This is a genomic window from Cystobacter fuscus DSM 2262 (genome assembly GCF_000335475.2).
Classification (GTDB): Bacteria; Myxococcota; Myxococcia; order Myxococcales; family Myxococcaceae; genus Cystobacter; species Cystobacter fuscus.
The window spans coordinates 88,964-112,518 of record NZ_ANAH02000001.1 but is presented as its reverse complement, the minus strand read 5'-3'; the positions used below and the strand labels follow the sequence as shown (position 1 = coordinate 112,518).

The following is a 23,555-nucleotide window of genomic DNA, read 5'->3' as shown; positions in this document are numbered from 1 at the left end:
GGGGACCCTCCCATTTCACGGGAGATTTCCACCAGTGGGATTCTTACCCGGTGCGCCGTTTGTCGTGAGACGAATATCCTGGATGCACTAAGCACATGGTCGCGCCCTGGGGCGCCATCTCCTGGTTCCGCATGTCCGACATGATCGACTCCCAGAAACTGTTCGACTCCGCCCCCGCTCCGCTCATGGTCCTGGATCGGGAACTGAAGTATGTCGCGGCCAACCAGGCCTACCTGCGGGCTACGTCGCTACGGCGTGACGAGATCATCGGGCGCAACCTCTTCGAGGTGCTCCCCCGGAACTCGGACCCCGCGGACCCCGACGGCGAGGGGAAGCTCCGGGAGTCCCTCGAGCGGGTGCTCGCCAGTCGCATGCCGGACCTGCTCGCGATGGCGGTCCAGCCCATCTCCCGGCCCGGCGAGGGCGGCCCCGTGCTCGAGAAGCGCGTGTGGACCTACTCCCACAAGCCCCTGCTGGATTCCACGGGCAACGTGGCCTTCATCCTCCAGCACGCCGTGGACGTCACGGATCTGCGCACCACGAATGGCTCGAACGGAGCCAAGGGGCAGCGGCTGGAAGGGGTCTCCGGGGAGCAGCTCGCGGCCCTCATCGGTCAGGCGTGGACCGTCCAGGAGAACAACAAGGAGCTGGACTACGAGCGGCGCTATCTCCGCCAGTTGATCGATCTGCTTCCCGGGGTCGTGGGGGTCCTGCGCGGGCCTGACTACGTCTTCGACATGATGAACGCCAACTACCTGCCCTACGTTGGCTTCCGGGACGTCATCGGCCTGCCGCTGCTCAAGGCGCGGCCCGAGCTCACGGGCAACGAGTCCATCTTCGACATGCTCCGGCGGGTGTTCCACCAGGGCGAGACGATCTCCGTGAAGGGCTTCAATCTCTCCATCCGCACGAAGAAGGATGGGCCGATCGAGAACCTCGTCGTGGACTTCGAGTACCGGCCGGTGCGCGTGTCGGGCGGTCCCGTCATGGCCGTTCTCATCTACGGCCAGGACGTCACCGAGAAGGCGCACGCCGAGGCCCAGGTGCGCCACTACCAGGAGCACCTGGAGCAGTTGGTGCGCGAGCGCACCCGCGCGCTCGAGGAGAGCGAGGCCGAGCGGCGCAAGACCGAGGAGCAGCTGCGTCAGTCCCAGAAGATGGAGGCGGTGGGCAAGCTCACCGGCGGCGTGGCGCACGACTTCAACAACCTGTTGCAGGTCATCGCCGGCAATCTCCAGCTGCTGCAGCGCGACGTGGTGGGCAACGAGCGCGCCTTGCATCGCGTGCAGACGGCCACCCGCGCCGTGGAGCGCGGCGCCAAGCTCGCCTCCCAGTTGCTCTCCTTCGCGCGCCGCCAGCCGCTCCAGCCGCTGGTCGTCAACCTGAGCCGGCTGGTGCGCGGCATGGACGAGCTGCTGCGCCGCACGCTGGGCGAGGACGTGGAGCTGGAGACCGTCACCGCCGGAGGGCTGTGGAACACGGCCATCGATCCCAACCAGCTCGAGAACGTCATCCTCAACCTGGCCATCAACGCCCGGGACGCGATGAGCAACAACGGCAAGCTGACGATCGAGGTCAGCAATGCCGTGCTCGATGATCGCTACTGCCGGATGCACCCCGAGGTGCTTCCCGGCCAGTACGTGTTGCTGGCCGTGTCGGACACGGGCAGCGGCATGACGCCGGAGGTGATGGAGCGGGCCTTCGAGCCGTTCTTCACCACCAAGCCCGAGGGCCGCGGCACCGGCCTGGGCCTGAGCATGGTGTACGGCTTCGTCAAGCAGAGTGGCGGCCACATCAAGCTCTACAGCGAGCTGGGGCATGGCACGACCATCAAGCTCTACATGCCCCGCGCGGTGGAGGCCGAGTCGATGGACGCCCAGGTCATCACCGGCCCCATCGAGGGAGGCTCGGAGACCATCCTGGTGGTGGAGGACGACCCCGAGGTGCGCACCACGGTGGTGGAGATGGTGAGCGAGCTGGGCTACCGCGTGCTCAAGGCCGTGGACGCGCAGAGCGCGCTGGTGATCCTCCAGAGCGGTGTGCCCATCGAGCTGTTGTTCACCGACGTGGTGATGCCCGGTCCGGTGCGCAGCCCCGAGCTGGCCAAGCAGGCCAAGGGGCTCCACCCGGACATCGAGGTGCTCTTCACCTCGGGCTACACGGAGAACGCCATCGTCCATGGCGGACGGTTGGATCCGGGCGTGCAGTTGCTGAGCAAGCCCTACAGCCGGGAAGACCTGGCCCGCAAGCTGAGGCAGTTGCTCAACGGCCGCCAGCAGCGGCTGGCGGTCCGCGGCGCCGCCCGCCCGGTGCCCGCCACCCCCGCGTCCCCATCCCCCGCGGCTCCTTCCCCCACGCCTCCCACGGCCTCCTCGTCCGAGCGTGCTCCCGCGCCCTCCGCGTCGCGCCGGCTGCGCGTGCTGCTGGTGGAGGACGACGAGGACGTGCGCTCCTCGGCGTGCGAGCTGATGGACTTGCTGGGCCACGAGGTGCTGGCGGTCACCAGCGCCGAGGAGGCCAAGGGCGCGATGGCCGCCAGCGGCTTCGACGTGTTGTTCACGGACGTGACGCTGCCCGGGGCGTCGGGTGTGGACCTGGCGCGCGAGGTGGCGAGCCGCAAGACGGGCATCAAGATCATCCTCGCCTCGGGCCATGGTCACGTGGCGCTGCCCCGGGGAGAGGCGCCGCTGGAGGGCGTGGTGGTGCTGCCCAAGCCCTACGGGCTGCCGCAGATCCAGGCGGCGCTGGAGCAGGCGGTGGCCCTGCCTTGAGCCACCCCCTCCAGGTCTGGCGGCCCGGATGCGGCCGCCGGGCCCGGGGGCCCGTCAGTCCATCATCCCACCGAGGTTGAGATCCAACCGGCTGCGCACGAGGCCGAGCAGGCTCTCCAGTTCGCGGCCTTCGAGCTTCAACCGGGCCGCCAGCTCATGGCGGGTGAGCCGCAGCAGCCGCTCGCGGGCCTGGGCCACGTGGCGCGCGATGCTGGAGCGCGACTCGCCATACATCGTCGCGAGCCGGTCCATGGTGAGGCCATGCAGGTGGTGCATGCGCAGCAGGGCGCGCTCGCGCTCGGGCAGGGCCGCCAGCGCGGCACGCAGCGCCAGGGAGAACGCCTCGGAGGAGTCGGCGCGCAGCACCTCGCGCTCCGGGTTGTCCGGGGCCAGCAACTGATCGAGCGCCTCGGGGGGCTCGGAGAAGAGCTCCTGGCGTCCATTCTGGCTGGACATCGCGCCGACCATGCGCGCGGCGACGATGCGCACCCAGGCGAGCAGGGGGCCCCGGCCCGCGTAGTCGGCGATGCGCGGCGGCGCCCCCCCCACGCCCAGCAGCAGCCGCTGGCGCAACATCTGGAGCACCTCGTCCAGGGTGGCGGCCGGCAGTGAGCCGAGGCGCGCGGGCACCTTGCGCAGCACGTGCTGCTCGAAGGCGAGCAGGGCCTGGGGCTCGCCCTCGGCACAGGCGCACGCCAGATAGAGGTCCGCCGCGTGGAGCTGTCGCAGCGCGTCCTCGGGCGCCCCCGGGGCGGGCAGGTGCCGGGCCAGGTGGCGCAGGAAGGACTCCGGCGTGAGCTTCACCGTGGGCCAGGCCCCTTCTCCCGCGGAGAGGTGTCCCGCGAGCAGCGCCTCCAGTCCGGGCCACTCCCGGAGCCAGTCCCGGCGATCCTCGGGGGCCCGCGCCAGCAATACCCGCGTGAGGGGAGCGTCCTCTCCGCTCGTCATGGGGTGTGCCCTCGCTCGGCCAGCAGGGGGTGCCGGGCCCGCCATTCCATCAGCGTGCGTTGCTCCACGCGGGCGCGCGTCCCCAGCGCTTCCATCTGGCTCCGGGCCTGCTCCCACAGGGCGGCCACGCGTGTCCTCTCCTCGGCCGTGCCGTGCTCGAGCGCCCGGGCCAGGAGGAAGGACGCCCAGGCCGCGTCCAGCTTGTCTCCGGGGGCCCGCTCGTGGATGTGCCGGGCGCGCTCGAGCAGCGGCACCGCCCGCTCGGGGGCCCCGAGCTCCAGGTGGGCCTCGCCGAGACAGGCGAGGTCCAACGCCACGTCCGGGCTCTCGGCGCCCTGCGCCGGCTCGTCGAGCTCGAGGGCGCGCTGGCAGCGCGCGAGGCCCTCCCGGGGGGCTGCCGAGCGCAGGTTCACGATGCCCAGCTCGCGCATCACGCCCGTGAGCACCGCGCTGTCCGGGCCGTTCGCCTTCTCCAGCAGGCGCAGGGCGCGCGTGAGGTGCTCGCGCGCCAGGGCGGGGCGGCCCGCGCGCAGGTGGACGGCGGCGAGGGTGCGCAGCGGCAGCTCGGCGCGCGGCGTGTCCGGTCCCAGGCTGCGTTGGATGCGCTCGAGGGCTTGCTGGGCATAGCCGAGCGCCTTGTCGAGGTTCTGCTCGTCGTAGGCCACCATGCCCAGTCCGCCGAGCGCGGTGATGGTGTTGGGGTGATCCGGGCCCTTGCCGCGCTCGAAGATGGCGAGCGCACGCTCGAAGTACCGCCGGGACTCCTCCAGCCGGCCCGCGTACCTCAGCAGGACGGCCAGGTTGTTGATGGGCGCGGCGAGGCTCGGGTGGTCCGGGGAGCGCGCCGCCTCCAGCAGGGACAGGGCGCGGCGGAAGGTGGCGAGCGCCTCCTCGGGCCGGCCCTGCTGCTGCAACTGGGTGGCGATGTTGTTGAGGTTGAGCGCGAGCGTGGGGTGATCCGGCCCCCACATCCGCTCGCGCAGCTCCTGGGCCTGACGGAAGAACGCCAGGGCTTCCGCGCCGCGCATCTGCCGCGAGCGCACCCGCCCCAGCCCGGCCAGCAGGTACGAGGTGCGCAGGCTCTCCGGGCCCAGGGTGCGGCGCGACAGCTCCAGCCCCTGGGAGAACTCCGCCTCCGCCTCGTCCAGCTTGCCCTGCATCAGCAGGAGCCCGCCCATGCGCAGGTTCAGGTCCGTGGCGAGCGCCGGGACGCGCTCGCGCCCCAGCCGCTCCACGGCGGCCCGGGCGTGATGGACGATGCGGTTGGCCTCGTCCATGCGCGCCATCTGGTCCCCCACCACCCACAGCAGGAGGTTCCACGCGCGCGCCACCATCTCGTCATCGCGCCCGGCCTCGGCGGCCCACACGGCGCGGTAGAGCAGCTCCTCGGCCTCCTTGGTCTTGCCGAGCAGGCCGAGGAGCTGCCCGTGCTGGGCGAGCACCTCGGCCTCCAGGGGGCGGAAGTCGAGCCCCTCGATTTCCTTCAGGAGCGCGGTGGTGACCTCGAGGCCGGAGGCGTGGTTGCCAATCTCCAGGCGGGCGCGGGACTCGGCGAGGCGGCGGCGCGCGGCGTCCACCCGGGGGCGCAGGGCGTCGGGAGGTTGGGGCCGGGTGGCGACCTGGGGGACTTCCATGCACCCGGCGAGTCCCTCGAGCGAGGCCACCATCTGGGGCGCGTTCTGCACCGTCTGGGCGTCCGCCTTCTCCAGCACGTCGGTGACGGCGGCGAAGTGCCACAGCCGGGTGTCGAGGCAGGCCGTCTTCAGCCACGCGGTATGGTAGTCGTCCCGGGTCGCCGCCAGACAGGACTCGGTGCGCAGCGTGCGCCAGGTGGCGGCGTGGGCATCCAGCGCGCGGGAGACGGCCTCCCAGGCGGCGGCGGCGTAGGGCTTGCCGGTGGCGAGGAAGGCCTCGCGCACGTGCTCGCGCCGCTCGGGGCTCCAGGCGGCGGCGAGCTTCTCCGTCTCCTGCTCGCAGCGCACCTCGCGCCGGTGGGCCGCCACGTAGCCCAGGGACACGCCCAGCAGGCTGGCGGCGACGGCGGAGGCGGCCACCCACGTCCGCATGCGCTGGGTGGCGGGGGCGAGCTGGGCCAGCAGCGCCTCCATGGAGGGGTGACGCTCGCCGGGCGAGGCCCGCAGGCCCCGTCGCACCGCGCGCCGCACCCGGGCGGGCACCTTCGACTCGCCGCCGGGCGGACGGATCCGCTCCGCGTGCATGGCCTGGTGCAGCTCCTCGAGCGTCTTGCCCTCGAAGGGCCGTACGCCGTGGAGTGCCTCGTGGAGCGCCACGCAGAAGCTGAATTGGTCCGACAGCGCGTCCGCGCTCTGTCCGGCGAGCTGCTCGGGAGCCATGTAGGCCGGCGTGCCCAGCAGCGCGCCCGTCCGGGTGAGCGGGGAGCGGACGTCGTCGGGCCCCCGGGAGGAGGACAGGGGGCCGGAGTCCTCCCCGGGCGTGTGTTCCCGCTCGGAGCTGCGCGCCAGCCCGAAGTCCGTCACCCGCACGCGGCCGTCCCGGCCCACGAGGACGTTGGCGGGCTTGAAGTCGCGGTGGACCAGGCCCGCCGCGTGCGCCGCCGCCAGCCCCCGCCCCGCGTCGACGAAGACGCGCAGCACCTCGGGCCAGGGGCGCGGCTGCTTCAGCCAGTCCGCCAGCGTGCAGCCCTCCACCAGCTCCATGGCCAGGAAGACCACCTGGTCGCACACGCCCACGTCGTGCACCGCGACGACGTGCGGGTGGGACAGCCGGGCCAGTGCCTGGGCCTCGCGCAGCAGCCGCTGCCGCAGCTCCTCCACGTGCCGGCCCTCCGAGCGCAGCAGCTTGAGGGCCACCTGCCGCTCCAGCTCGGGATCGTGCGCCGCGTACACCTCGCCCATGGAGCCCCGGCCGATACGCCCGAGCACCACGTAGCGCGCGAGCCGCGCTCCCGGCGCCAGGGGCGTGTCCGCCGCCTCCTCCGGGGCGCCCGGGGAGGAGCTCGCCCCCAGCGCCACCTGCCGCTGGCACCCCTCGCACCCATCCAGGTGCGCGAGCACCCGTGCCCGGTCTGCCTCCGCGAGCATCCCCGCGAGGAAGTCACTCAGCGTCGTCTCGTCCGGACACGTCGGAGGGGTAGTCACGTCCTCCTAGGAGTACAACTTTTCCCGGTTCCTGGGAAATCTCCCCTGGGACGCGAGCTACCCGCGCTCGCTATCCAACGGTGCCGACGACCTCGTCCCGGTCCAGGAACTCGCCCTTGACAGTGCCGGAGTACCAGGACGTGCTGTTGGTGCCACTCTTGTCGTACTGCATGTGGGTGTGGGGACCGGTGACGTTGCCCGTGCCGCCCTCGTCGCCGATCTGGCAGCGGTCGCACGTCTTGTCCTTGGACGTGGTGGACACATAGAGGAAGTGCCACTGGCGGAACGTGTAGCCGTTGGCGAAGGTGTGCTTCACCTCGTTCTGGTTGCCGCTGCCGTTGCCGTAGCAGACCTTCTCGGTGGTGCGGATGGTGACGTTCCAGGAGAGCGAGGCCTTCACCGCCGTCTCCACGCCCCAGTAGCCACAGGCGTTGGCGCTGGAGATGTCCACCGCGCCGTGGAAGGAGCCGCTCGAGTAGTAGGTGGTGGCCGTCACGGTGCCCGGGAAGGGCGAGCCCACGGAGTACGCGGTCGCGGCCGTGGGCAGCAGGGCCAGGGTCATCAGGGAGGCCAGGGTCGTCTTCAGGGTGTTACGCATCGGAGGTTCCTCTCGGGCCGGTGGTTCGGCCCCCGTGGGGGGGTGCTGCTCATCGAGCCTGGGACTGCTGCTGCTGGGCCCTCGGGAGCAGGCTCCACTCCTGAAGGCTCATGGGACGGACTTCCAAAGGCGCTAGCCGACGGTGCCGATGACCTCGTCGAGGTCCAGGAACTCGCCCTTGACGGTGCCCGCGTACCAGGAGGTGCTATTGGTGCCGCTCTTGTCGTACTGCAGGTGGGTGTGGGGACCCGTGACATTGCCCGTGCCGCCCTCCCGGCCGATCGCGCAGCGGTCGCACGTCTGGTCCTTGGAGAGGTCGGCGTCGTAGAGGAAGTGCCACTGGCGGAACGTGTAGCCGTTGGCGAAGGTGTGCTTCACCTCGTTCTGGTTGCCGCTGCCGTTGCCGTAGCAGGCCTTGGTGGTGGTGCGGACGGTGACGTTCCAGGAGAGCAGGCCCTTCACCGCCGTTCTGACGAGCCTGACCCCACATGTGTCGCCGCTGGCGATGTCCACCGCGCCGTGAAAGGCGCCGCTCGAATAGTAGGTGGTGGCCGTCACGTTGCCTGGATGGGGCGCGCAGACGGTGTACGCGGCGCTCGCGGCCATGGGCAGCAGGGCCAGGGTCATCAGGGACGCCAGGGTCGTCTTCAGGGGGTTGCGCATCGGAGGTTCCTCTCGGGCCGGCTCGTCGGCCCCCACGGGGGAGGACTGCGACTCATCGGGCCTGCGACAAGCGCTGCTTCGCGCTCTGGATCAGGCTCCACTCTTGAAGGTTCATGTTCAGCACGCGCGTCCACGCGTCGACTTCCGGCGCCAGGCGCGGATCCACGTCGCGCAGGCGTTGCAGCTCGGGCACCGCGCTGGAGAAGCCGAGCCGGGCGATGCCCGCGAGCATGGCCTTGCGCGCCTGGGGGTCCGTCTCGGCGCGGTACTGGGCGCTGAGCGCCTGACGCGCGCTGGCCATCTCCGCCGCGGGCACGCCGCCGAGCGCGGTGCTCGCCGCCGCGCGCACCTCCGGGGACTCGCTGCCGAGCAACCGCTCGAGCTTGCGCGCCGAGTCGGCGCTCACCTCGCCCGTCATGAGGTTGCCGAGGATCCGGGCCGTCGCCTTGGGATCCGACGAGGCCGCCGCCGCCGCCACCGCGGTATCCGCCGCCCGGGCATCGCGCCCGCCGTACACCTCGAGGTTGTCCGTGACGAGGTTGGTGGCGGCCTCCTGGCGCACCTCGGGGGAGGGGTCTCGCATCAGGCGCTCGTACATGTCGCCCGTGCGCTCCAGAGCGCCCGTCTGCCGCATGGCCCGGACGGTGGCGGCGCGCAGGGCCGGGTCGCGGTCGTTCAGGGCGCGCTGGGCCACCTGCTCCAGCGACGTGTCCTCCAGGCCGCGCTCGGTGCGCGCGACGAGCGCGGCCGCGAGGTGCTCGACCATGACCGGGTCGTACTCGCGCTCGAAGGCCGCTCGCAGCTCCTCCAGGGGCAGCGTCGTGGCGGACTCGCGCAAGAGCGTGCGCAGGTAGCGCTTGTAGGCCTCGGACTTCGAGCCGAGCCCGCGGCGGATCTGATCCATCAGGCCCGCCGTCGAGCACGTCTCGCCCTTGAGCGCGGGGGCCTCGGCCGGAGGGGTGGACGCCGGCGTCGACGTCTGGGCGGGCGTGAGGGCCGGGGTGAGCAGGCCCAGGCCGAGCACCAGGGCGGACAGCGGGTTCTTGCGAGGGGCAAGGGTCATGGGGAGTCTCCGGGCCTCAGCCGTCATGGTGATCCAGACAGCCATGGGGGTCCTGCGACGGCAGGCTGAACCAGATGCGGTCGTAGTCGACGATGCCGCTGGCGTAGAGCCGCTCGAAGTCCTGGTAGTCGCCCTGGAAGCGGGGATCCGCGAGGGCCATGTTCGCCATCACGGGCAGCGCGTCCTTGCCGGCGGCGCGGGCGGAGAAGCGGAAGAGGGCCCAGCGCACGCACAGGTCGCGCTCGGTGGCGAAGGCCCGGGCGTAGATGTCCAGCACCTGGGCCTTGTCCTGGGCCAGGGACAGGTCGTGCGCGGCCACCTGCCGCACGTCGCCGCTGCCCTCGGTGGTGAGCACCTGGGCCAGCCGCGCGGTGGTCTGCGTGTCGAGCGGCGCGTCGGCGTGCATCTCCATCTCGAGCGCGAGGTAGCGCACCGGCTCGTCCAGCGACTCGGTGCCGATGGCGAGCAGCTTGTCGAGGTAGGGCTTGATGTTGCCCGTGCGCTCGAAGTCCTGCTTCATCACCCGGCCGATGGCGCGCGTGGTGACCCAGCCCGCCTCGCCCGAGGCGGCGTCCTTGGCGAAGTGGCTGAGCCGCTCGAGCTGCGCGGGCTCGAGCCGGGGCAGCTTCTGCAGTCCGTCCAGGAAGCCCGCGCGCCGTCCCAGGTCCAGCTTCTCGTCGAGCCCCAGGGTCATCAACTGCTCGACGACCCGGGGCTTGAGCAGCGCCGGAGCGCCCCGGACGCCCGCCAGCAACAGCTTGAACTCCGCGGGGGAGGCCTCGCGCGCCCAGCCGAGCACCTCGAGCGCCCGGCCCTCGTCCTCGCCGATGAGCTCGGCGAGGCGCTCCTTGAGGTAGGCGAGCACGTGGGGATCCTTCGAGGCGAGCAGGGGCCCGGCCCAGTCCCGGAACGTGCCGAGCGTCACCGACTCGTTGAAGCGCTCCAGGTCCTGCCAGCAGATCGTCTTGGAGAAGCGGGGGGCCTTCTCCTGGGGCTGCTCGGCTCCGCCCTGGCCGGTGGGGGAGCCCGAGGCCGCACGGGCCGTGTTCGCCGAGGGCTCGCGGGGGGTGGAAGCCCGGGCGGACCCGGACGCATCGCCCTGTTCCCCGGAGCCTTGGGAGAGCAGCGCCACGGCCGAGAGCAGGGCCACGGCGCCGAGCGCGACCGCGATCGTCGGACCGCGCCGGGACGATGGACTCACCGGGGCGGGCCCGGAGCGGGGGGAGGAGTCAGGGTTCATGGCGTGCCAGGTGCGGGGTTGCACTGACTACGAGCGACCGGCCGGCGCGCCATCCCAGGAAAGATTAAAGAATTATTATAAACCGATTATCCCGCCATTTCCCGCGAACGCAGGGGCAGCTCGATGGTGAAGGTGGCGCCCTGGCCTTGCCCGGCGCTGTCGCAGCTCAGCCGTCCGTCCATCTCCTGCGCGGCCAGGGCGCTGGCGTGCAGCCCGAAGCCGTGGCCGTCCTTCTTCGTGGTGAAGCCATGCTCGAACATGCGCTGCATGTGCTCCGGGGCGATGCCCACCCCGTTGTCGCTCACCTCGATGCGCAGCCGCTCGTCCTCGCCCTTGCGCACGCGCAGTGAGAGCAGCTTCGCGTCCCGTCCGCTCTCCAGCAGGGCGTGCCGGGCGTTGGTCAGCAGGTTCACGAGGATCTGCAGCAGCTTGTGCCGGTCCACCGGCACCTGGGGCAGCTCGTCGTACTCGCGCTGGATGCGGATGCCCAGCCGGTCGAAGGACGTCGCGTGCAGGCGCAGCGCGTCGTCGATGAGCTCCACCACGGAGATGGGCTCCACCTGGCCGCGGGAGCGGGCGTGCTCCTGTTGCAGGGTCACCACGGCCTTGATGTGTTCCATGTTGCGGATGAGCCGCTGCATCTCCTCATGCATCGTCGCGTGTTCCTGGCTCAGGTGCTGGGTGATGGAGGCGAGGTACTCGGGCAGCTGGCGCCCCCTGGCGTCGTCCGAGAGGAAGGCGGGCAGGTCGTTGACGTGCTCCTTCATCAGGTCCACGGCGCGCGACAGCATGCGCAGGCGCGAGCCGCGCAACTGCTCGCTGACGAGCGAGGCGGAGACGTTGACGCTGTTGAGCGCGTTGCCCACGTTGTGCAGCACGCCCGTGGCCATCTCCGCCATGCCGGCCCGGCGCGAGGCCTCCACCAGGCCGCGGTGCAACTCGTCCAGCCGGGCCTCGGCCCGCTTGCGCTCCCGGATGTCACGTCCGAAGAGCGTCACGCCCACCCCCTGTCCGTGCTCGTCCAGGATGGGGTTGAGCGACATGTCCAGGTCCAGGATTTCGTTGTTGGCCAGGGGGTAGGCGACCTCGCGGCGGAAGGGTTTGCCCTGGCGCACCAGGGCCAGGGTCTTCTGCCAGTTGTCCCGGATCTCGGGCGAGGCGCGCTCGGCCAGCGTGTCGCCCGGGCGCGGTTCCCGTCCGTAGGCATCGCGGAAGCGCCGTCTGGCGGCGGAGTTGATGGTGACGATGCGGTCCTGCGCGTCCAGCGAGCACACGATGTCGTCCGTGCTCTCCAGGAGGCTGGCCAGCTTGCGCTCGCTGTCGCGGACCGCGGCGTTCGCCGCATCGCGCGCGGAGCTGAACAACGCGCTCAGCGCCCAGGTGAGCACCAGGACGATGATGTCGAGCACCCCGTTCATCCAGCTGTGAAGTTCGAGGAAGATCGGATGGTGGGTGCCGAAGCCCGACATGTAGAGCGGGTGGAGCATCCCCACGTTGACGCAGAAGAGCACGGTGAACAGCAGGCCCGTGCGGATTCCCACCAGATAGACCGCGAGCACGGGGACGAGTGCGATCGCGGAGGGGGCGCTCTCGTGGGGCGAGCTCAAACCCGGCGTGGTCACGATGTAGGTGAGCACCGAGAACGAGGCGGTGAACAGGCCGCACGCCAGCAGCGCGGGGAGACGGGGCGAGGTCCGTCCGCGCATGAACACCAGCAGCGACACCCAGCCCACCGACATCACCAGCCCGAACACCACGGGCCACTTCGCGGAGGAGAGCAGTGGCCCCGCCACCACGTTCATCAGGGAGACGAACAACAGGATGAGATTGGTGCCGACCAACACCCGGAAGCGTCCGAGTTCCTCGGGGGGCAGGCGGCGCTGCTCCCGTGTGAGGAACATGTCCAGTTGTCCGAGGATCCACGCGTGCGGCCCTTGACTCATGGCCGTGAAGTCTAACGTGGAGTCCTGCCCAAGCAGGAATGGGGGGTTACTCCCGGGTGACCGCGCGCAGCACCCCTTCCTTGCGTTGCTCGAGCAGCCGCAGGCCGAGCGGGAGCAGCGCGCGGTAGAGCGCTCCATTGAGCGCGGCGCACAGGGCGAGCAGGGCCAGGGTGCGCCCCTCGGGGCCCGCCGTCCCGGTGGCGCGCAGGGCCCAGACGAAGGGGGCACAGCCCACGCTCGCCGCGCCGATGCCCAGCAGGGAGGCGGTGAGGGGCAGCTTGTCCCGGCGCTTGAGACTCGCGTGGAACTTCACCGGGAAGAACAGGGACAGGAAGTTGCCCGCGGTGAGGATCACCGGAATCACCGCCAGGACGGCCGCCATGGCGCACAGGAAGTCCAGCGCCGAGCCCTGGCCGAAATACACCCGGTAGAAGACGCCCACCCCCAGTGCCATGCCGCCGGCCGCCAGGCCCTGCACCCGGTTCTTCGCCCGGAGCACGTCGCCCAGCTGCACCGGCGCGGCGAGCAGCTGGGCGAGCCCGTGTCCGTCATAGGCGAACGTGTTCTGCGAGAACGTGGAGGCCATGACCACCGCGCCATAGATGCACAGGCCGCCCATGAGCCAGGCATCCGCGCCCTGGCCAAGCGCGTACCCGGCCAGGGCGCGCGCGGAGGTGAGCTTCATGAGGATGGCCAGCACGAAGGGCACGGCGGCGAGCAGCCGGGCGCGGGGGTTGCGCCACAAGTCCAACGCCTCGCGCGCGAGCAGCGTGGTGAAGCGGGTGCGCGTGTGGGCGAAGGGATCGCTGTCGCCGGCCTCCTTGACCGCCGGGCCCGCACGGCCCACGCCTCGGTGGAAGCGCAAGAGCAGCGCGTAGGCGAGCGCCATGCCCAGGAAGGTGAAGACGAGCATGCCCAGCCCATCGGCCAGGGCGCGGCGCGTGGAGCCGTAGGTGAGTTGCAGGAGCGAGTCCCCGAAGAGCCCCGAGGGGACGCGGCCGAGCGCGAGCGTGGCGTCGACGATGAGGGCCATGTCCAGCTTGTCCACGCCGCCCTCGCCCACGGCGGTGAGCCACGAGGTGTCGATGGGGGGGATGAACGAGGCGGCCGTGAGGAAGAGCACGAAGCCGCCGCCGAGCAGCTGGGCGCTGTTCTTCGCGCGCAGCACGTTGAGCACCAGGTGCAGCCCCACCCGGCTCCAGGCGGCGTTGAGCAGGGCGAAGAGCACGTAGAGGGCCAGGGCGAGCAGCCCGTGGCGCACCGGGTGGACCGAGGCGTAGCCGAGCGCCGCTCCCGTCAGGGGGGCGTAGAAGACGAGCGCGCGCGGCTCCAGGAGGCTCGCGCCCGTGGAGGCGATGAGCAGGCGCAGGGGGGAAATGGGGAAGGGGGCGTAGCGGCCCAGCTCCGAGTGGTCATCCACGCCCGCGCTCATCAGCGGCCAGGCGACCCAGACCGCCGAGGTGACGAAGCACAGCAGGTTGAGGATGAAGAAGGGCCAGACGCCGTCCCCGGCCACGGCCGGCAGGCGCATGAGCCCGTAGAACGTCATGCCCAGGCCCCAGGCGGGAGCGCTCGACAGGAGGAAGGCGCCCACCGCGAGCAGCCGGCTGCCGCCCCGGCCCTGGTTGAGTCCGAGGTTGAGGCGCAGGCCCCACAGCAACCACAGGTGGCGCAAGAGCCCCGGCGCGGCGGGGCGGCTCACGCGGAGCCCCGGCGCAGTGCCACTCCGGGTGCCTCGGACGCCTCGGGCGCCTCCCCATAGAAGGACAGCCTCGCGTTGCGCGCGGCCGGCACGGAGATGAGCTTCTCGAACACGGCCTCCAGCGAGGGCGCGCCGTGGCGCTCCTTCAACTGCTCCACCGTGCCCTCGTCCACCATCTTCCCGCCGCGGATGACGCCCGCGTGCGTGGCCAGCCGCTCGGCGATCTCCAGCACGTGCGTGGTGAGCAGCAGCGTCACCCCGCGCCGGCTCAGCTCGCGCAAGAGCTCGCGGATGACGCCCGCGGCCAGCACGTCGATGCCCTCGAAGGGCTCGTCCAGCAGCACCAGCTCGGGCGCGTGGATGAGCGCCGCGGCGATCGCCAGCCGCCGCCGCATGCCCTTGGAGTACTCGGCCACCAGCGCGCCCGCCTTGTAGGTGAGCTCGGTGAGCTCGAGCAGCTCCGCCGCCCGTGCCGCCGCCTCGTCGCCCGCCAGCCCGTACATGCGCCCGCAGAAGGTGAGGTACTGCCGCCCGCTCAGCCGCTCGAAGAGGCTCAGCTCCTCGGGCACCACGCCGATGTGGCGTTTGATCTCCAGGGGGCGCGCCACCGCGTCCACGCCCAGCAACCGGATGTGTCCGGCGTCGGGCGCGTACACGCCGGTGAGCAGCGCGATGGTGGTGGACTTGCCCGCCCCGTTGGGCCCGAGGAACGCATAGAAGGCGCCTCGGGGGATGTTCAGGTCCATGCCTTGCAGCGCGGTGAAGCCGCCAAAGCGCTTCACGAGCCCACGGGCGTCGACGGCCAGATCAGGGGAAGGGGGTGCCATGCGCGAGCCCATGATCTCATCCGACACCCGCTCCCGTTGACAATCCCCCCTCTGCTCCGCTCCGCCCACCTTGGCCCACCCGGCCGAGGGGGCACTTCGCTCCGGGCGTGCGGGCGAGCTACTGGGGGTGACTTGACCGGGACGTTTTTGAAACCTATTCTCATTATCACTTTGACCGCCGCGAGTTGCGGCCTTCACCGTTTCGAGCCTCTCCTATGATCGTTTGCCTGTGCCGTGCTGTTTCGGATCGGACCATTCGTGCCCGCATCTCCGAGGGAGCCCACACAGTCGAGGAGCTGGGATCGGCCTGTGGGGCGGGGACAGGGTGCGGTGGTTGTCACGATCAGCTCACCCAGCTCATCGGCGAGGCCCGTCAGTCCAACACCGTGCGGCCTGCGTGCCGCGAGAGTTGTGCCGCGGCGACCCTGCGGGTAGCTTCCGTGGCCCTATGAAAGGCCATCCCCAGGTCATCGACCTGCTCAACGACGTCCTGACGACCGAGCTGACGGCGATCAACGAGTACTTCCTGCACGCGCGCATCGCCCAGAACTGGGGGTATGAGCGGATCGGCAAGAAGATCTACGAAGAGTCGATCGGCGAGATGAAGCACGCGGACAGGCTCGTCAAGCGCATCCTCTTCCTGGAGGGCCTGCCGAACCTGCAGCGCCTGGCCAAGGTGAACGTGGGTGAGAGCATTCTGGAGATGCTCCGCCTGGACCTGGCCCTGGAGCAGGGCTCCCAGAAGCGTCTCAACGAGGGCATCGAGCTGTGCCGCTCGCTGGCGGACAACGGCAGCCGGGAAGTGCTCGAGCGCATCCTCGAGGACACCGAGGAGCACATCGACTGGATCGAGGCCCAGCTCGAGCTCATCAAGCAGGTGGGTGAGACGAACTACCTGGCCCAGCAGATCAAGAAGGAAAGCTGAGCGCGCTGCCTCCCGCTCTTCCCGGGGGGGAGGGGAGTGTGGGGGGGACCGCGTCCGGTCCGTGACCCCTTGCGATGAGTGCTCCCATGCCTTCCCTCGTGCGTCCGAGCGCGGAGCGCGCCCGGCTCCTGATTTCCTGCGCGGATCGTCCCGGTGTGGTCGCGACCGTGACGCGGTTGCTGTTCGAGCACGGCGCCAACGTGGTCGACTCGGATCAGCACACCGAGCCGGATGATCTGCGCTTCTTCATGCGGCTGGAGTTCGATCTGCCCGGGCTGGCGGAGCGGCTGGGGGCGCTGGAGGAGGCCTTCGCGCCCGTGGCCGAGCGCTTCGGCATGCAGTGGCGGCTCATCCCCGCCGCGCGCGTCAAGCGCATGGCGCTCTTCGTCTCCAAGCAGGACCACTGCCTGCAGGAACTGTTGTGGCTGTGGAAGAAGGGGGAGCTGATGGCCGACATCCCGCTGGTGGTGAGCAATCACCCGGACGCGCGCGAGGTGGTGGCCCCCTTCGGCATCCCCCTGCACCACGTGCCCGTGACGGCGGATACCAAGGCACAGGCGGAGGCGGCCACGCTGGAGCTCATGCGCGCGCACCAGGTGGACCTGGTCGTGCTCGCCCGCTACATGCAGATCCTCAGCGGGGACTTCATCGCGAGCTTCGGGGGTCCCATCATCAACATCCACCACAGCTTCCTGCCGGCCTTCGTGGGCGCCAACCCCTATGCCCAGGCGCACTCGCGGGGCGTGAAGCTCATCGGCGCCACGGCCCACTACGTGACGGCGGAACTCGACGCCGGGCCCATCATCGAGCAGGACGTGCACCGGGTGGGGCATCGGGACGCGGTGGCGGACCTGGTGCGCATCGGCCGCCGGGTGGAACGCACCGTGCTGGCCCGCGCTGTCTCGTGGCACCTGGAGGACCGGGTGTTGCCGCACGGCAACAAGACCGTCGTCTTCTCCTGAGCCCGCCGGGAGGCGGGGACCTTCAGCGCGGTACCGAGCGCTTCCTCAGTGCATCATCGCCACTTCGGGCGGTCCGATGATGCGCTGCACGGTCATGCGCACCTTGTCGAGGTCCACCGGCTTGGAGATGTAGCCCGCGGCGCCCACGAGCTCGGCCTCCCACTCGAAGCCGTAGCCGGAGATGATGATGATGGGCAGGCCGCGCGCCCGCGGCATCTTCTTGAGAGCGTCCAGGAGCCCCCAGCCGCTCATGACGGGCATGCGCAGGTCCAGGAGCACGGCCTGGGGCAGTTCGCCCTCGAAGACATCCAGGGCTTCCCGCCCATTGGCGGCCTGACCCGTGCGGTAGCCCATTTCCTCAAGGGCATCGCAGATGAGCGTGCGGTGGCTCGCGTCGTCATCGACGACCAAGATGTAGGACATGGAAGCCTCGAAGCGTATCCGGTGACAAAACCGGATTCTATGGGGGGCAAGATGCGAACGGCCCGTCAGTTGCGGAAGGGGTCTGCCCGCTTTTCAACACCCTTCGAAGAGGTGCAAGGCGTTCTGGCCGAGGATGCCCGCTTCTACCTCGTCGTCGAGTTCGAGCTCCAGCAACCGCTGGAGTTCGCGATCCCACGCATAGGGCAGATTGGGGAAGTCCGTCCCGTAGAGGATGCGCTCGGGACGCACCTCCAGCAGGCGGCGTGGCGGGGTGGTGGGGAAGTAGCCCGCGAGCGCCATGGTGGTGTCCAGCCAGAGATTGTCGTGGCGCTCGAGCAGCCGCGTGTAGGCGTCGAACTCGTCCGCGCCCAGGTGGGGGATGCACAGGCGCAGGTCCGGATGGTCCTTCAGCACCCGCTCCACGCGCTCGGCCGAGCACAGGGCGTGGACATCGCAGGCGTAGTGGGGACTGGAGGGCTCGCGGCCCGCGTGCATCACCAGGGGCTTTTGGGCCCGGGCGCACGCCGCGTACACCTCGTGCAGGGCGGGCGAGTCCGGGGCGAAGCACTGCACGTGGCAGTGCAACTTCACCCCCTTGAGCCCGGCGGCGAAGGCCTCGGCGAGGATGTCCGCCGCGCCCGCCTCCCCGGGGAGCACGGTGGCCAGCCCCAGCACGCGTGGCTCGGCGCGGACCACCTCGGCCATGTAGGTGTTGAGGAAGCGCGCCATGCCCGGCTTGTGGGCGTAGTGCAGCGCCACCACCCGGTGCACGCCCCGCGACAGCAGGAAGGAGAGCACCTGGGGGGTGTGCAGCTTGTAGCGGATGGGCCAGCCGTACTGGTCGAACCAGCGCCAGATGGCCTCGAACACCCGATCCGGGAAGAGGTGGACGTGGGCATCCACCACGGGTGGCAGCCCCTCGGGCAGCCGGGGCCCCTCCTCGTCCTCCAGGGCGGGCAGTGGTGGCACCCGGGTCTCGCCGGGCGCCAGCCATCCCGCGGCTCCCAGGCAGGCGGGAAGCTGTTCGGAGGGGTCCTCGGAGGGGTCCATGGGTGGAGCGCGGCTACTGCTTCTTGGGCGCCTGCTCGTCCTCGGGCGTGTCCAGGCGCCGCAGCAGGGTGTTCTGCGCGTAGCCGGCACGCTCCAGGCGCTGGGTCTCGATGACATCCGCGACCTTGGTGCATACCTGTCCCAGCACACGCAGCGACTCGGCCAGGACCTTCTCCACCTGATCCTGTGCGTCCGCCCGCTTGATGACGGTCCGCTCTCGGCGGAACAACGAGGGCAACTTCATCCCAGGCAATCTAAGGGATGACCCGTTCGAGGGCCACTGTCGCTCACTTCCCGCCGTCGCTCTCTTCCTCCAGATTGGAGGGCGGCCGGGCGGGTCGATCAACAGATTGACACCACAGCAAATTTACAAAGTGTGTTCTGCCCGGCGGGCGGCCGGGGCGGCTTCGAGGGAAAGAGTTTCCTATAGGACCCTGGAGAGGGGCTTTCACGAATTTTCAAAGGGGGGGATGGCGCGCGGAAAATTTGTGACTACAGTGATTCCACTCACGTGCCGGCATCGTGTCGGACGGTCGAAAGGGGGACTGCGCAATGGCTTATGACGGCGAATTGGTGAAGATGGCGAACGGCCGCTGGGCGCGGTTCCAGCGCTGCCAGGTGTACCGCCCGGGCGTCGATGACGCGGGCGAGACGATGATGTTGATCGCAGTGGAGTTGGACGAGCGCTACCAGCGCTTGTTGGATGAGGCAGCGGACTCACTGGCGGATTACCGGCAGAGAGGCATCGTGGTGCAGGCGACGCTGGATGATGGAGCCCAGCGCCTGACCCTGCAGCCGGAGTTGCAGTCGAGTGCGGTGAATTAGTCAGCGGGGCTGGTAGAAGCGCGCGGCGTTTTCATGGGCCACGCGCTTCACCACCCTCTCGGACAGCTTCGCCTTGGTCAGCAGGTTGGCCAGGCGAGCCAGTCCGAGGATGTCCCCGGCGCCATCGCCGGCATCGGAGTTGAGCACCAGCCGCTCGCTGCCCAACCGGCGCACCAGCGCCACGGCACGCTCGGCCCGGAGCGCCTCCGGATGTAAGGTGAGCCCCGCCCAATGCCCACACCCGAGGATGTTGCGCACGGTGCGGCCGTTGGCGTGATCCACGAGCACGCGCGAGGGCAGCACGCCGGAGTCGCGCACGAGGGTGAGGATGCGCCGGGTGTGGCGCTCCTTGTCGAGCACGGGCGTGTGCACCACCACCTTGAGCTTGAGCTGGCGCGCGAGCGCGAGCTGCTCGATGAAGGCCTCCTCCTCCTCGATGCCCCCCGAGTGCAGGCCCGTCTCGCCCAGGGCCACGACGCGGCCGCCCCGGAAGTAGTCGGGCAGGTGGGAGAGCACCTCGGACAGGCCGCGGCGGGGGATGCAGCGCGGGTGCACGCCCAGCACCGCCCAGGCGCGGATGCCCAGCCGCTCCAGGCGCGGCAGTTGCTTGAGCACCAGCTCGTCGAAGTGCTTGCGCAGCGCCTTGGGCGTGGGCTCGGGCAGGTGGTGGGCCACGACGATTGCCCGCGCCACCCCGAAATAGCGCATGGACTCGAGGTCCTGATCGCTCAGGGACTCGGGGTGGAGGTGTGCGTCGAAGAGTTCGGGCAGCTCGGGCACGGTGGCGCGCGTCCTCTCGGTCAGTCCTGGCCCAGGGCGACGCCTTCATTGCGCGGGTCGCTCGCCGCGCTGCGCAGGTTCGTCCGGGGATCGCTGTAGACGGCCTCCGCGTCGCCCCAGGCCGGCAGCCGGCGCAGCTTGTGGCCCTTGGCCTCCAGCGCCTTGAGCGTGGCCGCCTCCAGCCCCCACTGGTCCACCCACAGCTCATCCGGCAGGTACTGGTGGTGCAGGCGTCCCTCGCCCACCGCGCGCGTCACGTCCATGCCCTGGTCCACGATGTTGGAGATGACCTGGATGACGGTGGTGGGGATGGTGGAGCCGCCGGGGCTGCCCACCGCGAGCATCACCTTCTTCGGATCCTCCTTGGAGAAGACGAGCGTGGGGGACATGGAGGACAGGGGCACCTTGCCCGGGGCGATGGCGTTGGCCTCGTAGCCCACGAGCCCATAGGCGTTGGGCACCCCGGGCCGCGCGGAGAAGTCGTCCATCTGATCATTGAGCAGGATGCCCGTGCCCTTGGCCACCACGCACGAGCCGAAGCCGTAGTTCACCGTGGTGGTGAGCGCCACGGCGTTGCCGTCCTTGTCGATGACGGACACGTGCGTGGTGTTCTTCTTCTCCGAGGACGTGGCGGGATCATACCAGCCGGCATCCGGCTGCTTGAGCGTGGAGCCGCCCTCGCCCTCGCCGGGAGGCAGCAGCGAGACGCTGGGCGTGGCCTTCTTCGGATCGATGCCGCCGGCCAGGTCCGCGAGGTAGCCGGACGAGGTGAGGCGCTCCAGGGGGATCTGCACCATGGCGGGATCTCCCAGGTACTTCGTGCGGTCCACGTACGCGCGCCGCAGCGTCTCGGCGTACAGGTGGATCTCCTCCGGGTCGCGGAAGGCGAGCCCCTGGGGCCGCAGCTTCTCCAGCACGCCGAGCACCTGCACCACCGCGACTCCCCCCGCGCTCGGCGGCGGCATGGTGAGCAGCCGGTAGCCGCGGTAGCTGCCCTCCATGGGCGCGTGGGTGCGCGTCTTGTAGGCCTTCAGGTCCTCGCGGGTGAGCAGGCCGCCTCCGGCCTTCACCGTGTCCACCACCGCCTGGCCGAGCGCGCCCGTGTAGAAGGGCGCCGGGCCACTCTTGGAGAGCGTGGTGAGCGTGCGGGCCAGGTCCGGCTGGCGCAGCGGGTGCCCGATGGGGGGCACCTCCAGCGCGCCCTCGGCGTTCTTCACGAGGAAGATGCGCGCGGCCTCCGGATCCTGCTCCAGGCAGGCGCGCCGCGTCTTCGCGATGGCATGGTACTTGGGCGACACCCAGAAGCCCGCGCGCGCCGCGTCGATGGCCGGCTGCAACACCACCGAGCGCGACAGCTTGCCGTGCTTCTCGAGCAGCTCGAGATAGCCCGCCACCGCCCCGGGCACGGCCACGCTCAGCACGCCGTCCGTGGACAGCCCCGGCACCACCTTGCCGTCCTTGACGTACATGTCCCGGGTGGCGGCCTGGGGCGCCACCTCGCGGAAGTCCACCGCCCGCGTCTCGCCCGTCTTCGCGTCATGCACCAGCGCGAAGCCGCCCCCGCCCAGCCCCGAGTAATAGGGCACCACCACCGCCAGGGTGAAGGCCGCCGCCACCGCCGCGTCCACCGCGTTGCCGCCCTTGTTCAGCATCTTCAGCGCGGCCTCGCTCGCCACCGGGTGGGCCGTCGCCACCGCGCCGCCCCGGTACTGCCGCGTCGCCCCCACCGGGCCCGCCGCGAGGAATACTCCCAGTGCCAGCGCCCAGCTCTTCCGGTGAGTCCTCATCTTTCCCATCCGCACGTGCCACGTCTCCATGAGAAGGCCTGCAACTCGTTCTTCCCCGCACCGGGGGTTGTGGAGTATCCCGGCCGCCGACCGTAGCCACCACAACGCATTTCATTTCGAAGTGTCCGGCGGCTGCCAACAACGACGGACCACGGATGGACGGGACCTGGCGGGCCCGGCATCTTGCGCGGGACGTCGCATGGCGCCGGGGAACCATGAACGCCGATCCGAACCCAGTCAATCCAACGATGCCACCGCCGTCGGATGTGTCCGTGACGACGCTCTTCCTCAAGCCCGTCTATGGCATCACCGTGAGCCGCAACACGCTGGCCGTGTCCGTCAGGGCGCATCTGGAGGACGCTCGCGGGCCCCGTTCCGCGGCTCGTGGTTGACGTGCCCCCAAGCCATCCCTAGTTATCGCCGACATGACAACTCCTTTGGCGGCGGTAGTGCTGTGCGCGGGCAAGGGCACGCGGATGCGCTCGGAGAAGGCCAAGGTCCTTCACCCCATTCTCGGCAAGCCCCTGTGTTTCTATCCCCTGATGCGTGCGCTGGAGCTGGGCGCCTCGCCCGTGGTGCCGGTGGTGGGCCACCAGGCGGGCGAGGTGGAACGCTCCGTGCGCGACCTCTTCGCCGCCGCGCCCCTGCGCTTCGCGCTCCAAAAGGAGCAGCGGGGCACGGCCGACGCGGTGCGCTCGGCCGAGGAGGCGCTCAAGGACTTCAAGGGCCGCGTGCTCATCCTCTACGGGGACGTGCCGCTCGTGCGCCGCGAGACGCTCGCCGCGCTCGCCACCGCGCATGAGCAGGGCGGGGGCGTGCTCTCGCTCGTGTCCACCCGCCTGGAGGACCCGACCGGCTACGGGCGCGTCATCCGCGAGGGCGGCCTGGTCAAGCGCATCGTCGAGCACAAGGACTGCTCCCCCGAGGAGCGCCTGGTGCGCGAGTGCAACGCCGGCATCTACCTCGTCGACTCGTCCTTCCTCTGGGCGGCGCTCGCCAACATCAAGAGCACCAACGCCCAGGGCGAGTTCTACCTCACGGACCTGGTGGAGATGGCCGCCTCGCAGGGGCCGGTGCCCGCCATCGAGGCGGACTTCAACGAGACGGCCGGGGTGAATGATCGCGTGGAGCTGGCCGCGCGCGCCAAGGACTTGCAACTGCGCATCAACGCCTGGCACATGCGCAACGGCGTCTCCCTGGCCGATCCCGCCACCACCTACATCGAGGAGGGCGTGACGATCGGCCCGGACACGGAAATCGCTCCGGGAGTCAGCCTGTCGGGCGCCACCGTGGTGGGCCGCCAGGTCACCATCGGCCAGGGCTGCGTACTTCATGCCTCCTCGGTCGCTGACGGAACGACCTTGAAGCCCTACACCGTGCTGGAGGAGGCCCGCGTCGGCGAGCGGTGTATCCTGGGGCCCTTCTCGCGGCTGCGGCCCGGGACGGACCTCGCCGAGGAAGTGCATCTGGGGAATTTCGTGGAGACGAAGAAAGCCCGCCTCGGCCGGGGCACCAAGGCCAACCATCTGGCCTACCTGGGCGACGCGAAGATCGGCTCCGGGGTGAACATCGGCGCCGGCACCATCACCTGCAACTATGACGGAGTGAACAAACACGTCACCGAACTCGGGGACGGAGTGTTCATTGGCTCCGACTCCCAGCTCGTCGCTCCGGTCAAGGTCGGCGACGGTGCCTATGTCGGTGCGGGCACCACGGTGACGAAAGATGTGCCCTCCGGGAGCCTCGCTGTGTCCCGGTCGCCGCAGGTGAACAAGGAAGGGTGGGTCGAGCGCAACAAGGCTCGGCTCAAGAAGTCCGCGGAATCAGGCCCGGCCAAGTCGGACAAGGTGTCGGCGGGGTAGTGGCGTGGGTCTTGCTTGTCGTCAGGGCGACAGAGGTCGCCCGATGTAGGTGGGTTTGCTCCCCGGG

The 23,555-nt window shown here is 70.2% G+C and carries 20 protein-coding genes; 6 read left to right on the top strand and 14 right to left on the bottom strand.

All coding sequences use genetic code 11. From position 1 onward, the window contains the following. The first annotated feature begins 95 nt into the window (after positions 1–95). Positions 96–2,771, top strand: a complete 2,676-nt coding sequence (locus D187_RS00445) for a response regulator (protein ID WP_002630024.1) — start codon at positions 96–98, stop codon at positions 2,769–2,771. A gap of 54 nt (positions 2,772–2,825) precedes the next feature. Here the strand turns inward: D187_RS00445 and D187_RS00440 are convergent, their stop codons facing one another. The 9 genes from D187_RS00440 to D187_RS00400 form a co-directional block, all read right to left on the bottom strand. After that, positions 2,826–3,719, bottom strand: a complete 894-nt coding sequence (locus D187_RS00440) for a sigma-70 family RNA polymerase sigma factor (protein ID WP_002630025.1) — start codon at positions 3,717–3,719, stop codon at positions 2,826–2,828. Further along, positions 3,716–6,838, bottom strand: coding sequence for a tetratricopeptide repeat protein (locus D187_RS00435; protein WP_002630026.1), 3,123 nt, complete (start codon positions 6,836–6,838; stop codon positions 3,716–3,718). The genes D187_RS00440 and D187_RS00435 overlap by 4 nt, the downstream gene beginning before the upstream one ends. Positions 6,839–6,908: 70 nt before the next feature. Further along, entirely contained in the window at positions 6,909–7,436 is a 528-nt protein-coding gene (locus D187_RS00430) for a hypothetical protein (RefSeq protein WP_002630027.1), read from the bottom strand. Positions 7,437–7,568: 132 nt separating this feature from the next. Continuing rightward, entirely contained in the window at positions 7,569–8,099 is a 531-nt protein-coding gene (locus D187_RS00425; protein WP_002630028.1) for a M23 family metallopeptidase, read from the bottom strand. A gap of 52 nt (positions 8,100–8,151) precedes the next feature. Beyond that, positions 8,152–9,162 (bottom strand): hypothetical protein, encoded by a 1,011-nt coding sequence (locus tag D187_RS00420; protein ID WP_002630029.1) that lies wholly within the window; start codon positions 9,160–9,162, stop codon positions 8,152–8,154. A 16-nt stretch (positions 9,163–9,178) separates the two neighbouring features. Beyond that, positions 9,179–10,312 carry a hypothetical protein gene (locus D187_RS00415; RefSeq protein WP_002630030.1) on the bottom strand — a complete coding sequence of 378 codons (1,134 nt, stop codon included), beginning with the start codon at positions 10,310–10,312 and terminating at the stop codon, positions 9,179–9,181. A 176-nt stretch (positions 10,313–10,488) separates the two neighbouring features. Continuing rightward, a complete protein-coding gene (locus D187_RS49220; RefSeq protein WP_245591572.1) occupies positions 10,489–12,345 on the bottom strand; it encodes a two-component system sensor histidine kinase NtrB in 1,857 nt (618 codons plus the stop codon). Between the two features lie 46 nt (positions 12,346–12,391). Continuing rightward, positions 12,392–14,047: a hypothetical protein gene (locus D187_RS00405; protein ID WP_002630032.1), complete on the bottom strand. Its 1,656-nt coding sequence runs from the start codon at positions 14,045–14,047 to the stop codon at positions 12,392–12,394. Further along, positions 14,044–14,874, bottom strand: coding sequence for an ABC transporter ATP-binding protein (locus D187_RS00400; RefSeq protein WP_043427953.1), 831 nt, complete (start codon positions 14,872–14,874; stop codon positions 14,044–14,046). Before D187_RS00400 ends, D187_RS00405 begins: the two co-directional genes overlap by 4 nt. 215 nt (positions 14,875–15,089) lie before the next feature. Here D187_RS00400 and D187_RS59145 point away from each other — a divergent pair, with 215 nt between their 5' ends. The 3 genes from D187_RS59145 to purU all read left to right on the top strand — a co-directional run bounded on the left by D187_RS59145 (position 15,090) and on the right by purU (position 16,761). Next, positions 15,090–15,326, top strand: coding sequence for a (2Fe-2S)-binding protein (locus tag D187_RS59145; protein WP_076606063.1), 237 nt, complete (start codon positions 15,090–15,092; stop codon positions 15,324–15,326). Continuing rightward, positions 15,323–15,799, top strand: coding sequence for a bacterioferritin (gene bfr, locus D187_RS00395; protein WP_002630034.1), 477 nt, complete (start codon positions 15,323–15,325; stop codon positions 15,797–15,799). Before D187_RS59145 ends, bfr begins: the two co-directional genes overlap by 4 nt. Positions 15,800–15,885: 86 nt before the next feature. After that, positions 15,886–16,761: a formyltetrahydrofolate deformylase gene (purU, locus tag D187_RS00390; protein WP_002630035.1), complete on the top strand. Its 876-nt coding sequence runs from the start codon at positions 15,886–15,888 to the stop codon at positions 16,759–16,761. A gap of 45 nt (positions 16,762–16,806) precedes the next feature. Here the strand turns inward: purU and D187_RS00385 are convergent, their stop codons facing one another. From D187_RS00385 to D187_RS00375, 3 genes are all read right to left on the bottom strand, one after another. Continuing rightward, entirely contained in the window at positions 16,807–17,184 is a 378-nt protein-coding gene (locus tag D187_RS00385) for a response regulator (RefSeq protein ID WP_002630036.1), read from the bottom strand. 93 nt (positions 17,185–17,277) lie between these two features. After that, on the bottom strand, positions 17,278–18,234 hold the full coding sequence (locus tag D187_RS00380; RefSeq protein WP_020917690.1) for an amidohydrolase family protein: 957 nt from the start codon (positions 18,232–18,234) through the stop codon (positions 17,278–17,280). A 13-nt stretch (positions 18,235–18,247) separates the two neighbouring features. Next, entirely contained in the window at positions 18,248–18,478 is a 231-nt protein-coding gene (locus D187_RS00375) for a hypothetical protein (RefSeq protein ID WP_002630038.1), read from the bottom strand. A 308-nt stretch (positions 18,479–18,786) separates the two neighbouring features. Between D187_RS00375 and D187_RS00370 the strand changes: the two genes are divergently transcribed. Continuing rightward, complete coding sequence (locus tag D187_RS00370; RefSeq protein ID WP_002630039.1) at positions 18,787–19,059, top strand: hypothetical protein; 273 nt, start codon at positions 18,787–18,789, stop codon at positions 19,057–19,059. On the opposite strand, the gene D187_RS00365 is transcribed toward D187_RS00370, so the two are convergent. Both D187_RS00365 and ggt read right to left on the bottom strand, forming a co-directional pair. Continuing rightward, positions 19,060–19,839: a TatD family hydrolase gene (locus D187_RS00365; protein ID WP_002630040.1), complete on the bottom strand. Its 780-nt coding sequence runs from the start codon at positions 19,837–19,839 to the stop codon at positions 19,060–19,062. Between the two features lie 20 nt (positions 19,840–19,859). Further along, a complete protein-coding gene (ggt, locus tag D187_RS00360; RefSeq protein WP_245591571.1) occupies positions 19,860–21,626 on the bottom strand; it encodes a gamma-glutamyltransferase in 1,767 nt (588 codons plus the stop codon). A 425-nt stretch (positions 21,627–22,051) separates the two neighbouring features. Between ggt and glmU the strand changes: the two genes are divergently transcribed. Beyond that, a complete protein-coding gene (gene glmU, locus D187_RS00355; RefSeq protein WP_043427634.1) occupies positions 22,052–23,488 on the top strand; it encodes a bifunctional UDP-N-acetylglucosamine diphosphorylase/glucosamine-1-phosphate N-acetyltransferase GlmU in 1,437 nt (478 codons plus the stop codon). The last annotated feature ends 67 nt before the right edge of the window (positions 23,489–23,555 follow it).

Bases quoted from the DNA above. Each gene is read 5' to 3' on its own strand.
- D187_RS00445 (WP_002630024.1), top strand. From the start codon at position 96: ATGGTCGCGCCCTGGGGCGCCATCTCCTGGTTCCGCATGTCCGACATG.
- D187_RS00440 (WP_002630025.1), bottom strand. From the start codon at position 3,719: ATGACGAGCGGAGAGGACGCTCCCCTCACGCGGGTATTGCTGGCGCGG.
- D187_RS00430 (WP_002630027.1), bottom strand. From the start codon at position 7,436: ATGCGTAACACCCTGAAGACGACCCTGGCCTCCCTGATGACCCTGGCC.
- D187_RS00425 (WP_002630028.1), bottom strand. From the start codon at position 8,099: ATGCGCAACCCCCTGAAGACGACCCTGGCGTCCCTGATGACCCTGGCC.
- D187_RS00420 (WP_002630029.1), bottom strand. From the start codon at position 9,162: ATGACCCTTGCCCCTCGCAAGAACCCGCTGTCCGCCCTGGTGCTCGGC.
- D187_RS49220 (WP_245591572.1), bottom strand. From the start codon at position 12,345: ATGAGTCAAGGGCCGCACGCGTGGATCCTCGGACAACTGGACATGTTC.
- D187_RS00400 (WP_043427953.1), bottom strand. From the start codon at position 14,874: ATGGCACCCCCTTCCCCTGATCTGGCCGTCGACGCCCGTGGGCTCGTG.
- D187_RS59145 (WP_076606063.1), top strand. From the start codon at position 15,090: ATGATCGTTTGCCTGTGCCGTGCTGTTTCGGATCGGACCATTCGTGCC.
- bfr (WP_002630034.1), top strand. From the start codon at position 15,323: ATGAAAGGCCATCCCCAGGTCATCGACCTGCTCAACGACGTCCTGACG.
- purU (WP_002630035.1), top strand. From the start codon at position 15,886: ATGCCTTCCCTCGTGCGTCCGAGCGCGGAGCGCGCCCGGCTCCTGATT.
- D187_RS00385 (WP_002630036.1), bottom strand. From the start codon at position 17,184: ATGTCCTACATCTTGGTCGTCGATGACGACGCGAGCCACCGCACGCTC.
- D187_RS00380 (WP_020917690.1), bottom strand. From the start codon at position 18,234: ATGGACCCCTCCGAGGACCCCTCCGAACAGCTTCCCGCCTGCCTGGGA.
- D187_RS00375 (WP_002630038.1), bottom strand. From the start codon at position 18,478: ATGAAGTTGCCCTCGTTGTTCCGCCGAGAGCGGACCGTCATCAAGCGG.
- D187_RS00370 (WP_002630039.1), top strand. From the start codon at position 18,787: ATGGCTTATGACGGCGAATTGGTGAAGATGGCGAACGGCCGCTGGGCG.
- ggt (WP_245591571.1), bottom strand. From the start codon at position 21,626: ATGAGGACTCACCGGAAGAGCTGGGCGCTGGCACTGGGAGTATTCCTC.
- glmU (WP_043427634.1), top strand. From the start codon at position 22,052: ATGACAACTCCTTTGGCGGCGGTAGTGCTGTGCGCGGGCAAGGGCACG.